Here is a 12,221-nt window from a genome sequence, read left to right on the forward strand (position 1 = left end):
GGTGGTTGGTAGCGGGAGGCCGACTCAGGATCTCGGGGCTGTCGGTCGGTGCGACGCGGTGGCCCTCACAGGATCAACAGCCTGGAAGAGAGCTGCCGTTGTGCCAGACGTAGTCGGCGAGTACGTAGCCGGTGACCCCGGTCGCGTTGTTCGTCAGGTAGATCATCGAGCTGAAGTGCGGTCGCGGCACGATGCAGCGCACGTTCGCCGATTGCGACGTGTAACCGAGCCCGAGGATGCTGCTGGTGGTGTCGGGGCTCTGGCGGATGCGTGCTCCATCGACTCGGAACCCTCCCGCGACGGCGGTGGTCACCTCTTGGCTCACCGCGGCTGATGCCGGCGGTGCGACGACCAGGGTCGAGAGTGCGACGGCGAGGGCGGCCACCAGCGCGGCAGTCTTGTTGCGGGCACGGTTCACGATCACGGTTGCTCCCATCACTGTGTGTTGACCGCACCGATTCTCGCTACTCCGGGTAGCCGCCCGCTACCGGCCTCCAGGGGGCAGGGCGGTGCCCCCCGGGATACACCCCCCTCACCAGGCCAACCCACCTCGAACCCACCGATCCCGGGCTCTCCACCCGCACCGGCCGTACCTGAGGGATTGTCCACTGACGGAAGAACCCACCGGCGACACCCGGGGGCGCGGAGGACCCGGGTGGGAGCATCGCGACCGCGCGCCAGTGGGGGCGCGGTCGCTGGGCGGCGACGGATGGAACGGTGTTGGCGAGAGACCGTCAGTGGTGGTGGCCGTGCCGGCCGAGGGTCTCCACGGGCGTCGCGCCGGGGCGGGTCCACTGCGGAACGGGGCGGCTGGTCGGGCCCCAGGTGGCGTTGCCGTCCGCGTCCGTGCGCCAGGACCAGCACGGATCACGCCCCTCGGGCCAGCCCTCGGGGTCGTCCTCCCACGCCTCGCCGCGGCCGTAGGGGGTCAGGTCGAGCAGGCCCAGCGAACCGTTGACCCGCTCGTTGCCGCGCCCCGTCGTGGAGTAGGTGAGGAACGCGCGGTCGCCGTCGCGCAGGAAGCAGGTCAGGAAGCCCATGCTGCCGCCGACCGGCTCGTCCACGCCGCGCACCGAGTACCAGGGCTGGGTGTATCCCATGAACTCGACGTAGGAGGCCACCTCGTCCCAGCGGCCCGTGGTCAGGACGGCGAACGAGACCCCGCGGGCGTTGAGGTAGACCGCGTCCTTCAGGTGCCAGGCCGTGGTGGTGCAGCCCTCGCACTGCCCCTGGTGCGGCGCGCCGTCGTACCACATGTGCTTGTAGACCACGAGCTCGTCGCTGCCCTGGAACAGGTCCAGGAACGGGACCGTGCCTTCGGTTCCGACGACCTCGACCGTCCCGTCGAACTCCACCATCGGCAGTCGGCGGCGGGCCGCGGCGAGGGCGTCGCCCTCGTGGGTGTAGGCCTTCTCGCGGACCAGGAGTTCGTCACGGGCGGCCTGCCAGGTGGCCTGGTCGACGACGGGCGGGCGGCCGGGCGGCGCGGCGGCCGGGTCGTCCGGTGTGTTCGTCATGGTCGTCCTCCACGGTGTCTCGTGCCGGGCGGCGCCGTACGGCGTCCGACGGCGTTCACCGGTCCGGACCCGCGACCCGGCCGGAACCCCTGGCGGCAGGAGGACCGGCCCGCGCGGCCCGAGGCGGCCCGGCACGTTCACCGGCGTGCGCTCAGGCCTCGCCGTAGAACTCCTCCAGTTCCCGGTCCAGTCGCGCCAGGTCAGGGTGCTCGCAGAACACCGCCCCGGCCCACCGCGACCGGGCGACGTCCAGGGGCACGACCACCGCGGCCGTCACACGCTCGTCCACGCGGTTCTGCGCCTGGCGGATCCGCTCCATCGCGGGCCCCAGCTGGGCCCACAGGAACGGCGCCACGCGCTGGTCCTGCTCGGAATCGCCCTGCCCGGACAGTGCTTCCCGCACCATGCGTGCCGCCTCCGGCTCGTCCACGCCGTAGGCGTCCGCCACACTGCGGGCCACTCTGGCCCGGTCCGACGAGCTGAACAGGTCCGGCATGATCGTCCTCCTCGAAACGCTTCTGCCGCGCGAACCGCGGTCCCGGGTCGTGCACACCACACTCCCCGGGCGCGACGACGGCGGGCCCGCGAGCCAGGCCGCGGCACACCCTCATCACAGAATTAGCACGCCACCGGGCTGTCAGTGGTCAAGTCCGGGTGATTGCCGTTCCTGTTCCTGCTCCCGGTCGCCGGTCGCCGGAGGGGCCGGGGAGATCCCGTCAGGGGTGCGGAGCGGGAGGTGCGCCCCGATGTCGGATACACACCGACATGAATGCGTGGTCGTGTGAACACGCTCAGCTATCGTGGCTGGTGTGGGCGTGTCCTGGTGTGGGCGGTCACCGTGACCCCGGCGGCCCCGCCGCGACCGGCCCCGTCCGATCCCCTGAACGGAGAGCGCGCGCGTTGCTGACCTATATCCTGCGTCGCCTGGGCGCCGGCCTCCTGCTGCTGGCCGTGGTCACCCTGGTCACCTTCGTCATCTTCTACGTGGTGCCGCGGTGGGCGGGGCGGACCATCGAGCAGCTGGCGACCATGTACGTGGGCCGCGCACCGACGCCCGAGGCGATCCAGGGCACCATCGAACGGCTGGGCCTGGACAAGCCCGTCATCGTGCAGTTCGGGGAGTTCGTCCGGGGCATCTTCTTCGGAGCCCAGTACCAGTTCGGCCGGGACACCGTCGAGTGCTCCGCGCCGTGCTTCGGCTACTCCTTCCAGAGCTACCAGGAGGTGTTCCCCGAGATCCTGGCCCGGCTGCCGGTGACGGCCTCCCTGGCGCTGGGCGCGGGCGTCATCTGGCTGGTCGGCGGCATCCTGGTCGGGGTGGTGTCGGCGGTGTGGAAGGGCAGCCTGTTCGACCGCCTGGCGATGGCCGTCGCCCTGGCGGGCGTGTCGCTGCCCATCTTCTTCACCGGCCTGCTGGCCCTGGCGTTCCTGGTGCACGCCTGGGGCCTGTTCGCGACGCCCGCTTACGTCCCCTTCACCGAGGACCCGCTGGGATGGGCGGAGGGGCTGTTCCTGCCGTGGCTGACACTGGCGTTCCTGCACGCCGCCATGTACGCGCGGCAGACCCGCGCGGGCATGCTGGAGACCCTCGAGGAGGACTACATCCGCACCGCCCGCGCCAAGGGGTTGAGTGAGAGGAGGGTGGTGCTCAAGCACGCGCTGCGCCCCACGCTCACCCCCATCGTGACGATCTTCGGACTGGACCTGGGCCTGGTGCTGGGCGGTGCGGTCCTGACCGAGCAGGTGTTCTCGCTGAACGGGATCGGCCGGTACGCGGTGAACGCGATCACCCAGAGCGACCTCCCGGTGATCCTCGGGGTGACCCTGTTCGGGGCGTTCTTCATCGTCGTCTGCAACCTGATCGTCGACCTGGTCTACCCGCTGATCGACCCGCGCGTGCGCATCCGCGGTTAGGGGGTGTTCTTTGAACTTTCGGGTCGGCGGGCGGCCGTCCGGGCGGTCTCTGGCAGGACGAGGTGCGGGGTCCGGCCCGGTCGTGCTTCACGGGCGCGGCGGGAGCGAGCCCGGTGGACGCGAGCCCGCGAGGATGCGGAGAACACGGCCCGGGGCCGGTCGTGGCCGTGCCGGCCGCCGCCTCCGCCGGAGGCCCCCCGGCCGGGGGCGTCCCCCTGCACCGCCCCAGTGACGAAGCAGTTCCCAGACCCGTCGGACCGAGAGAGCAGAGGCGTCCCCTATGAGTGAGTCCGCACCGTCCTCCGCGGAGGCCGTCGTCCGGGTGGACGACCTGAGGGTGGTGTTCCCGACCATGGACGGCGAGGTCCGGGCGGTGGACGGGTTGTCGTTCGAGGTGCCCGCGGGCGGCGCCCTCGGCATCGTGGGCGAGTCCGGCTCGGGCAAGAGCGTGACCTCGCTGGCGCTGATGGGCCTGCACCGGGGCAGCCGGGCGCGCATCAGCGGTGCGATCGAGGTCGTGGGCCAGGACGTGGTGTCGGCGTCGGACAAGCAGCTGCGGCGGATGCGCGGCAACGACATCGCCATGGTGTTCCAGGACCCGATGCAGTCGCTGCACCCGCAGTTCACGATCGGCAACCAGCTGGTGGAGGCGCTGCGTGTGCACCGCCCGCAGGTGTCGCGTGCGGCGGCGCGCGAGCGCGCGGTGGAGTCGCTGGAGCGGGTCGGTATTCCGCAGGCGCGGAAGCGGATCAACTCCTACCCGCACGAGTTCTCCGGCGGCATGCGCCAGCGCGTGCTGATCGCGATGGGGCTCATGTGCGACCCCAAGGTGCTGCTCGCGGACGAGCCGACCACGGCGCTGGACGTGACGGTGCAGGCGCAGATCCTCGACCTGCTGGACGAGCTGCGCCGCGACCTGGACATGGGCCTGATACTGGTCTCCCACGACCTGGCCGTGGTCGCGGGCTCGGTGGACGAGGTGGTGGTCATGCGCCGCGGCGTGGCGGTGGAGCGCGGTGACGTCCGCCGGGTCCTGTCCGAACCCGAGCACCCCTACACGCAGGAACTGCTGGCGGCGGTGCCGCGTGTGGAGGTCTCCCGCGCCCGGCGGCGGGCGCGCGACCGCTCCGACCGGGCCGCGAAGGCGCGTGCGGAGCAGCGCCGGCGTCCTTCGGGGGCGACCGCGCCGGGGGAGGGCGGTCAGCAGGAGGCCTTCGACGCGTTCACCCCGTCCCGCGAGCCGGAGAGGGGCGAGGTCCTGCTGCGGGTCGAGGAGGTGGCGCAGAGCTTCAGGGTACGGGGAGGGCTGTGGGGTCGCTCCACGGACTTCTGGGCGGTCAAGGGTGTGTCCTTCGATCTGCACCAGGGGGAGACGCTGGGCATCGTGGGTGAGTCCGGTTCGGGCAAGAGCACGTTGTCGCGGATGGTGATGCGTCTGTTGGAGCCCACCCGGGGCCGGGTGGAGTTCGAGGGGCGCGACATCACGCACATGTCCGAGCGTGCGCTGCGTCCTTTGCGCCGTGATGTGCAGATGGTGTTCCAGAACCCCTACTCGTCGTTGAATCCGCGTCTGACGGTGGGTGACGCGATCGGGACGGCGTTGCGGGTGCAGGGTGAGAGGGACGGTAGGAAGGTGCGCCGTCAGGTGCAGGAGCTGTTGGAGCGGGTGGGGTTGGAGCCCAACCACTACAACCGGTTCCCGCACGCGTTCTCGGGTGGTCAGCGTCAGCGGATCGCGATCGCGCGGGCGCTGATCCTGAAGCCGAAGCTGATCATCTGCGACGAGCCGGTGTCGGCGTTGGACGTGTCGACGCAGGACCAGGTGTTGCGGTTGCTGTCGGAGTTGCAGGACGACTTCGGTCTGACCTACATCTTCGTGGCGCACGATCTGGCGGTGGTGCGCCAGGTCAGCGACCGCGTCGCCGTCATGAGCAAGGGGGAGATCGTGGAGCTGGGAAGCAGCGACGGCATCTACGAGGATCCGCAGAGCGACTACACGCGTCAGCTGCTCACGGCCGCCCCCGTCCTGGACCCGGACGAGGCCAGGCACCTGCGCGCCGAACGCGTCCGGCAGCGCGCGGCGGGGGCCTGAGGCCCCGCGAGGGGCCCCAGGCCGTTGGCCTGGACGGGGCCCGCGCCCCCGCGGGGGCGCGGGCCCCGCGCCTCAGAGCAGGCTGCGCCGCCCGGCCAGGGAGTCGATCCACCGGTGCAGGTGGTCCGACCAGTCGCGCCCCGCGCCGTCGCGGTGGTCGACGCTGAAGTGGTGGAAGCTGTCGCGGCCCTCGGAGAAGAGCAGGCCGGGCTTCTTGTCCAGTTCCAGCACCGCGTCGAACCCGCGCTCGTCGGTGACCAGGGACAGCTCCAACTCGTTCAGCCCCCGGTAACGGCTCGGGGCGCGGAACTCGATCTCCTGGTAGAAGGGGAGCCGCTGGCGGGTGCGGGGGATGCGGCCCCGTTCGAGGTCGGCCTGCTTGAAGGTGAACCCGAGGGCCACCAGCGAGTCGAGGACCGCCGCCTGGGAGGGCAGCGGCACGACCGCCACGGGGTCGAGGTCGCCGGGGTCGACGGCGCCCGCCACGTGCAGGCGGGTGTTCACCCCGACGTGCATCCGGTGCAGGTGGCGGCCCCGGTGGACGGTGACGGGGGTCTCCCAGGGGACGGGGAGCTCGAAGGGGACCTGGAAGCGCTGGCCGGGGGCCAGGACGGTCCCCTCTCCCAGGGTGATCCGGTGGAACTCCATGTCGTTCTTGACCTCGTGGTCGCCGACCTCGGTCTCGACCTGTGCCTGGAGGCCGACGGTGAGCCGTTCGACCCGCTGCTCGACGTCTCCCGCCTCGACGTGGACGGTGCCCCGCAGGGCGCCGCCCGGACGGGTATCGGTGGAGTCCAGGACCGTTTCGACGGAGGCTCCGCCGAATCCGATACCGGCGAGCAGGCGTTTGAGGACCATGGTGGATTCTCCGTACCGCGCCGGTGGTGCCGTGGCCGGGCGGTGGGCAGAAGGGGAAGAAGGGGGATCGGCACCCGAGGAGGAGACGCGGGGGAGGCGTCCGTGGTTCCCGGTCGGCGCACGCCGCCGGTCCGGATCAGGTGAGCCCCCGCAGGAGGGCGCGCAGCCCGAAGCGGAAGCGGGCCTCGGCCTCGGCCGCGTCGGGGGCCTCCTCGTCGTCCGCGTGGCGGACCTGGTGGACGACCGCGCCGACGCAGTAGGAGTGGAGGGCGTCGGCGGCGCGGTCCACGTCGTCGCCGGTCAGCCCGGCGTCGGTGAAGGCGCGGTGCATGAGGGCGCGGGTGGCGTCGCTGTCGGGGGTGCGCGGCGCGCGGTGCACCAGCAGGGAGAGCGCTCCGGAGTACGCGAGCATGCGCGCGCGGTGGGTCTCGGCCCAGTCGGTCAGGCGGACGTCCCACGGGCGGGTGTCGACGGGCTCCTCCTCCGGGCCGCCCTGCCCGTCCTCGGCGGCGTCGGTGTCCGCCGGCTCCTCGTCGGCGGGGGCGGGTCCGTGGGGGGAGGGGGAGGCGACGTAGGCGGCGATGGCGTTGAAGAGCTGTTCCTTGCCCAGGGGGAAGTGGTGGTAGATGGCCATGGCCTCCACCTCTAGGGCGTCGCCCAGCCGTCGCATGGACAGGCCGCCCAACCCGCGCCCGGAGATGATGTGGAGCGCCTCGACGATGATGCGCTCGCGGCTGAGTCCGGCGTAGTTCCTGCTCATGGTGTTCCTTTCGGGGGTGTGCGACGTCAAGGTGGCAGATCGCGCGGACGGGGGCCACTACCGACGCGCGGCCCGGGTCGCCGGATGATCTTCGTCACCTCTAGAGTGGCCTCGACCGACGGTACGCGGGTACGGAGTGCACACATGGGACTGGCCGAGAAGAGCACGACAGAGGCGCGCGAGAGCCTGGAGGCCGACCGGGAGCGGGCCGCGCAGCTGCCCGAGCTCCTGCGGGGGGTGGCCGAGGCGCAGGAGGCCCTGGACGCGGTGAGGGGGACGGACGCGCCCGTGAACGAGGTCCACCTGCGGGGCGTCGCACTGGACGAGGCGCTCACCGAGGCGATGCGGGCCGCCTACGCCAAGGAGCGGACACTGGTGGGGCTCAAGGGGTACCAGGACCGGATCCACCGCCGTAAGCGGCTGGCCCGGCCGCAGGTGCGCGAGGCCACGGAGGTGGCGGAGACGCTGCTCACCGCACGTGAGGCCCACCGGCTGCACGGGATCCAGCGGGTACCGCGCCTGGTGGGATGACGCCGGTTTCCCACGGTCGCCGTATGGAGCCGTTGCACGCACGGTAGTTTGGTGTTCGGTCCCATCGGGGCCGGACACCGCAGTAGGCCACCGTGGGGAGCGCAGCAGGAGATGGCGGATTTCATCCGCATCGACCCGATGTCGAAGGTACCGCCCTACGAGCAGATCAGGTCGATCGTGGCGATCGCGGCCGCCAACGGCGAGCTCCCGGTCGGCTACCGGCTGCCGACGGTGCGCGCCCTGGCGGGGCAGCTCTCGGTGGCGGTCAACACGGTCGCGCGCGCGTACCGGGAGCTCGAACAGGCGGGGGTGGTCGAGACCCGCGGGCGTTCGGGCACCTTCGTCGCCGCGGGCGGCGACGACCAGCGCGCGGAGGCACTCGCTGCCGCACGCGACTACGCCGAGGTGATCTCCCGGGTGGGCCTGGACCACGACGAGGCGGTGGAGATCCTGCGGGCGGCGCTGAGGCGCTGACCCCCGGGCGCGGTCGATTGGGTACGGGCCCCGCCCTCCCCGCCGCCCAGGTCCTGCGGGGCGCGGTCCTTACGTGCCCTCAGCGGCGCAGCCCGATCACGGACACGACGTAGAAGCCGATCAGCCCCAACCACACGAACGGCAGGGTCCCGGCCGGGCCCAGGGCGGCGGCGATGCCGGTGATGGGGATGCTGACGCCCAGGCACACCAGTGAGAGCACGAAGCGCACGGTGTTGGAGGGCACCCCGGTTCTGGCGGGGGCGGTGGGGGTCTGCCGCGCGACGTGGTGACGGACCCTCTCCTCGATGGTGTCGTCGATGCGTTCGACCAGGGACGCGGCCAGGGCCTCGTCGTACTCGGGGCCGAGCTCCCGACCGGCCTTCAGGGCCGCGGCGACCTCGTCCCGGCGGTGGGAGGGGTTGTTCGTCATGAACGCCATGCTCCCACCGTGCCGCGGGCGTCTCCGGGGCCGCGGGCGGATACCAGGGGCAAATCGGGGAGATCCCTGAGACGGGACACGGCTCGGGGCCGCCTCCCGTGCGGGAGACGGCCCCGGTGGGCGTCGCGTGCCTGTGCCTAGCTCGCGAAGTCCAGCAGCTGCTGGGCGCGGCTGGGGTGGCGCAGCTTGGACAGCGACTGCTTCTCCAGCTGGCGGATGCGCTCCCTGGTCAGCCCGAGGTGCTTGCCGATCTCGTCGAGGGTGCGCGGACGGCCGTCCATCAGCCCGAACCGCAGGGACATGATCGTCGCCTCGCGCGGCTCCAGGTCGGAGAGCGCGTTGCGGAGCTGGTCGGCCATGAGCTGGCGGTCGACCACCTCGGAGGCCTCCGAGGCGTCGATGTCCTCGATGAGGTCGCCGATGCGGGTCTCGCCGTCCTCACCGATGGTCGAGTCGAGGCTGATCGGCTGGCGGGTGACGCGCAGCAGCTCCTCGATCTGGGCCGGGGTCTTGTCCAGCTCCAGCGCCAGTTCCTCGGGGGTGGGCTCGCGCCCCAGCGCCTGGTGCATGTCGCGCTCCAGCCGGCTCACCTTGCTGAGGAGCTCCAGGACGTGCACGGGGAGGCGGATGGTGCGGGCCGAGTCGGCGAAGCCGCGCTGGATGGCCTGGCGGATCCACCACATGGCGTAGGTGGAGAACTTGAAGCCCTTGCTGTAGTCGAACTTCTCCACGGCGCGGATCAGTCCGAGGTTGCCCTCCTGGACCACGTCCAGCAGGGACATGCCCCGGTCGCTGTACTTCTTGGCCACCGACACGACCAGGCGCAGGTTGGCCTCCAGCATGTGGGACTTGGCCTTGCGGCCGTCCTCGGCGACCCACTCCAGCTCGTCGGCCTCGGCCTCGGCCATCGGGGTGGAACCGTCGACGTCGCCGTGGAGGCCGAGCCGGTACTCGGCGTAGAGTCCGGCCTCGACGCGCTTGGCCAGGTCGACCTCCTGCTCCGCGGTGAGGAGCTGGCGTCGGCCGATGGCCTTGAGGTAGGTGTGGACCGAGTCGCCCATGGCGGGTGACTGGTCGTCGAGGTCGGCCTCACCGGTCTCCGGATCGGTGGTGGCCTGGGTGGTCTCGGTCTTCTTGGTGCGCCGCGTGGTGCGGGCCTTCCTCCGGGTGGAGGGGCCCTTGCGCGCCGCGACCTTGCCGGATGCGGCCTTGGGTGCCTCGTCGGTGTCGGGCACCGTGGCGATGAGAGTGTTTTCCAGCACGTCGTCCTCGGCGTCAGGATCGGACACCAGCGCGGAGTCGTCGCCCCCGTTGGCGAGCCGGACCCCGTTCTCGGTGAGTTCACGCAGGATGGATCGGCCGTCCCCAGAGGAGACTCCGGCCGCGGTGAAAGCGGTACGCAGTTCGGAGAGGGACAGGTGTCCCTGGGCGCGTCCGCGGGTGATCAGGTCGGTCAGGGCCGCGTCGGCGGCCGCGTCCTCGTTCTGAGCGGGGCCGTCGGGGGCCTCGGCGGCTTGCGCCGAAGCGGCTAGGGCAGTGCTCGTCATCTGGGCACCTCCCTCCCTTCCAAGACGTATGGCACGTGGCGGAGGGTTCCCGCCGACTGGACGCGCCAATATGTCCAACGTGTCGGGGAGTCAAATGTTCCCTGTCTCGATTGGATATCGTTGGGAGTGGCGTAGATCACTGGGTGGGAAGTGGCGAAGCGTGCGCTGCAGCGGGTAAAGGAACGCGCTCGGAAGCGGCTGCGCCGCGGGCCGGGTTCCCGGCCGGGCCACGAGGAGGGTGCAGGGGCACGAACGAGTGGACCGATGGCTGTCGCCAACTGCGGACCTCCTTGGGAGAGGGGCCGAAGGGACCGGATACTCAGGTAGACGCGGGGGACCTTTCGGAAGTTCCCCGCCTTCCGGACACGACCGTCGTCGCACGTGCCGTCACCGGGGGGAGTCAGGGCGCGGACACCCCCCAGGTCACACCCGTTTCCACGAGTTCACGAGGAGCGGAGCGAGGCACCCGACGGGCCCAGGGTCCCATGCGCGCGGAGTGCGCCGGTAACGGTGCGGCGCGCGGACGGACCGCCGGAGGCCGGTCGGAACCCGCGGACGCGGTGTCCGGACACGGTCCGACGCGTCCGGCGGACGGTCCCGGCGCCGCCACCGCGCGGGCGTCCGGGAGACGGCCGCGACCTCAGGACGCGGGACCGCGCAGCGCCACCAGGTCGGGCTTGCCCGAGGCCAGCATCGGCAGGGATCGCCGCAGGTCCAGCTCGCGCGGCGCCGCGTAGGAGGGCAGGCGCTCGCGCACCCACGAGCGCAGCTGCTCCAGGGTCGGCGGCGCGTCCGGGTCGGCGGGCACCACGACCGCGCTCACCCGCTCGCCCCACTCCGGGTCCGGGCGGCCCACGACCACCGACTCGGCCACCGCCGGGTGTTCCATCAGCAGGGCGTTGACCTGACCGGGGACCACCTTGTGGCCACCGGTGTTGACCACCTCGTCCATACGGCCGAGCACGCTCAGGCGCCCGTCCGCGTCCAGGCGGCCCAGGTCGTTGGTGCGCAGCCACGACCGCCCGTCGGCGTCGCGGGTCAGCGCGTCCGGGTCGCCGGCGGCGCCGGGGGCGAGCCGGTAGCCGCTCAGCAGCATCGGACCCGACAGCAGGATCCGTCCGGGCTCCCCGGGGGCGCCGGAGTCGACCCGCACCCGGACGCCGTCCAGGGGGACGCCGTCGTAGACGCATCCGCCGCAGGTCTCGCTCATGCCGTAGGTGGTCAGCACCCGCGCGCCGGCCGCGCGCGCGGCCTCCACCAGGGCGGGCTCGGCGGCGGCCCCGCCGAGCAGGACCGTCCCGAACAGGGACGGGTCGGCTCCGGCGGCCAGGAGCCGCCGCAGCTGGGTGGGCACCAGCGACACGTGCGGTCGCAGTCTCGCGGCCAGCTCCCGCACGGTGTCCGTGTCGAAGGGGGCGTGCACCGCCTCGGCGCCCGTCGCCAGGGCGCGCGTCATCACCTGGATGCCGGAGATGTGCCCCGCGGGCAGGACGCACAGCCACGCGTCCCCCGGGCCGGCGCCGATCCTGGCCACCGAGGCGCGGGCGGAGGCGCGCAGCGCGTGCGCGGACAACTCCACCCCCTTGGGGGCGCCCGTGGATCCGGACGTGGTGACGACCAGTGCGGTGTCGGCCCCCGCCGGGGCTGAACCGTCGAGCGCGGTCACCCCGTCCGGGCCGCGCAGGGTCTCCGGGCGCATCGCGGCGAGCAGGTCGCGCACCCGGGCGTCGGGGGTTCCCGCGGGGATCGGCAGCAGCGCCGGGCCCTCGCCGTCCAGGGCGCCGGCCAGCAGGTCGCCGAAACGTTCCGGTGCCAGCCCGAGGACCGCCTGGAGGGGGCGGCCCTCCTCGGACGGGGGGACCTTGACCTGGGTGTCGACCTGATTCTCGCGTGCCACGCCCGCCAGGGTACGCCCGACCGCCGCCCCCGTGCCCACGGGCTCCGCCGAGTCCGGGCGGAGGTCCCCGCGGCCGGGGCGGAGCCCCGGCGGTCCCGCCGCCCCGGGGGCAGGGCGGCCGGGTGCGTGCCTGTTCGTCCCGGCTCGCCTGGCAGAATGCGTAGGGTTGACGCTTGGATGTGGCCGTCGCGG

General features: G+C 72.3%; 12 protein-coding genes. 4 read left to right on the forward strand and 8 right to left on the reverse strand.

From position 1 onward, the window contains the following. Positions 1-73: 73 nt before the first annotated feature. The 3 genes from Q8791_RS28565 to Q8791_RS28575 form a co-directional block, all read right to left on the reverse strand. On the reverse strand, positions 74-424 hold the full coding sequence (locus Q8791_RS28565; RefSeq protein WP_330094940.1) for a hypothetical protein: 351 nt from the start codon (positions 422-424) through the stop codon (positions 74-76). A 310-nt stretch (positions 425-734) separates the two neighbouring features. Then, complete coding sequence (locus Q8791_RS28570) at positions 735-1,517, reverse strand: DUF899 family protein (RefSeq protein WP_330094941.1); 783 nt, start codon at positions 1,515-1,517, stop codon at positions 735-737. A gap of 151 nt (positions 1,518-1,668) precedes the next feature. Next, positions 1,669-2,013 (reverse strand): hypothetical protein, encoded by a 345-nt coding sequence (locus tag Q8791_RS28575; protein ID WP_330094942.1) that lies wholly within the window; start codon positions 2,011-2,013, stop codon positions 1,669-1,671. A gap of 404 nt (positions 2,014-2,417) precedes the next feature. Here Q8791_RS28575 and Q8791_RS28580 point away from each other — a divergent pair, with 404 nt between their 5' ends. Both Q8791_RS28580 and Q8791_RS28585 read left to right on the forward strand, forming a co-directional pair. Next, the gene (locus Q8791_RS28580; RefSeq protein WP_330094943.1) at positions 2,418-3,431 is read left to right on the forward strand and encodes an ABC transporter permease; all 1,014 of its coding nucleotides are present in this window, start codon (positions 2,418-2,420) and stop codon (positions 3,429-3,431) included. Positions 3,432-3,711: 280 nt separating this feature from the next. Next, positions 3,712-5,523 (forward strand): ABC transporter ATP-binding protein, encoded by a 1,812-nt coding sequence (locus tag Q8791_RS28585; RefSeq protein WP_330094944.1) that lies wholly within the window; start codon positions 3,712-3,714, stop codon positions 5,521-5,523. Between the two features lie 72 nt (positions 5,524-5,595). Here Q8791_RS28585 and Q8791_RS28590 read toward each other — a convergent pair whose 3' ends face one another. After that, a complete protein-coding gene (locus Q8791_RS28590) occupies positions 5,596-6,381 on the reverse strand; it encodes a sporulation protein (RefSeq protein ID WP_330094945.1) in 786 nt (261 codons plus the stop codon). A gap of 136 nt (positions 6,382-6,517) precedes the next feature. Continuing rightward, the gene (locus Q8791_RS28595; RefSeq protein ID WP_330094946.1) at positions 6,518-7,141 is read right to left on the reverse strand and encodes a TetR/AcrR family transcriptional regulator; all 624 of its coding nucleotides are present in this window, start codon (positions 7,139-7,141) and stop codon (positions 6,518-6,520) included. Between the two features lie 144 nt (positions 7,142-7,285). On the opposite strand from Q8791_RS28595, the gene Q8791_RS28600 reads away from it, so the two are divergent. Together Q8791_RS28600 and Q8791_RS28605 are read left to right on the forward strand one after the other, a co-directional pair. Continuing rightward, complete coding sequence (locus tag Q8791_RS28600; RefSeq protein ID WP_330094947.1) at positions 7,286-7,672, forward strand: hypothetical protein; 387 nt, start codon at positions 7,286-7,288, stop codon at positions 7,670-7,672. Between the two features lie 111 nt (positions 7,673-7,783). Further along, positions 7,784-8,146 carry a GntR family transcriptional regulator gene (locus Q8791_RS28605; RefSeq protein ID WP_330094948.1) on the forward strand — a complete coding sequence of 121 codons (363 nt, stop codon included), beginning with the start codon at positions 7,784-7,786 and terminating at the stop codon, positions 8,144-8,146. A 79-nt stretch (positions 8,147-8,225) separates the two neighbouring features. Here the strand turns inward: Q8791_RS28605 and Q8791_RS28610 are convergent, their stop codons facing one another. The 3 genes from Q8791_RS28610 to Q8791_RS28620 all read right to left on the reverse strand — a co-directional run bounded on the left by Q8791_RS28610 (position 8,226) and on the right by Q8791_RS28620 (position 12,029). Further along, positions 8,226-8,585 (reverse strand): hypothetical protein, encoded by a 360-nt coding sequence (locus Q8791_RS28610; protein ID WP_330094949.1) that lies wholly within the window; start codon positions 8,583-8,585, stop codon positions 8,226-8,228. Positions 8,586-8,722: 137 nt separating this feature from the next. Further along, positions 8,723-10,132, reverse strand: a complete 1,410-nt coding sequence (locus Q8791_RS28615; RefSeq protein WP_330094950.1) for a sigma-70 family RNA polymerase sigma factor — start codon at positions 10,130-10,132, stop codon at positions 8,723-8,725. A gap of 640 nt (positions 10,133-10,772) precedes the next feature. Beyond that, positions 10,773-12,029, reverse strand: a complete 1,257-nt coding sequence (locus Q8791_RS28620) for an AMP-binding protein (RefSeq protein ID WP_407942068.1) — start codon at positions 12,027-12,029, stop codon at positions 10,773-10,775. Positions 12,030-12,221: the final 192 nt, after the last annotated feature.

Origin of the sequence: Nocardiopsis codii (genome assembly GCF_036327455.1) — a bacterium.
Lineage (GTDB): Bacteria > Actinomycetota > Actinomycetes > Streptosporangiales > Streptosporangiaceae > Nocardiopsis > Nocardiopsis codii.

Excerpts from the sequence above, each read along its gene's own strand:
- Q8791_RS28590 (WP_330094945.1), bottom strand. The coding sequence starts at position 6,381 with ATGGTCCTCAAACGCCTGCTCGCCGGTATCGGATTCGGCGGAGCCTCC.
- Q8791_RS28605 (WP_330094948.1), top strand. The coding sequence starts at position 7,784 with ATGGCGGATTTCATCCGCATCGACCCGATGTCGAAGGTACCGCCCTAC.
- Q8791_RS28600 (WP_330094947.1), top strand. The coding sequence starts at position 7,286 with ATGGGACTGGCCGAGAAGAGCACGACAGAGGCGCGCGAGAGCCTGGAG.
- Q8791_RS28575 (WP_330094942.1), bottom strand. The coding sequence starts at position 2,013 with ATGCCGGACCTGTTCAGCTCGTCGGACCGGGCCAGAGTGGCCCGCAGT.
- Q8791_RS28585 (WP_330094944.1), top strand. The coding sequence starts at position 3,712 with ATGAGTGAGTCCGCACCGTCCTCCGCGGAGGCCGTCGTCCGGGTGGAC.
- Q8791_RS28595 (WP_330094946.1), bottom strand. The coding sequence starts at position 7,141 with ATGAGCAGGAACTACGCCGGACTCAGCCGCGAGCGCATCATCGTCGAG.
- Q8791_RS28570 (WP_330094941.1), bottom strand. The coding sequence starts at position 1,517 with ATGACGAACACACCGGACGACCCGGCCGCCGCGCCGCCCGGCCGCCCG.
- Q8791_RS28615 (WP_330094950.1), bottom strand. The coding sequence starts at position 10,132 with ATGACGAGCACTGCCCTAGCCGCTTCGGCGCAAGCCGCCGAGGCCCCC.
- Q8791_RS28610 (WP_330094949.1), bottom strand. The coding sequence starts at position 8,585 with ATGGCGTTCATGACGAACAACCCCTCCCACCGCCGGGACGAGGTCGCC.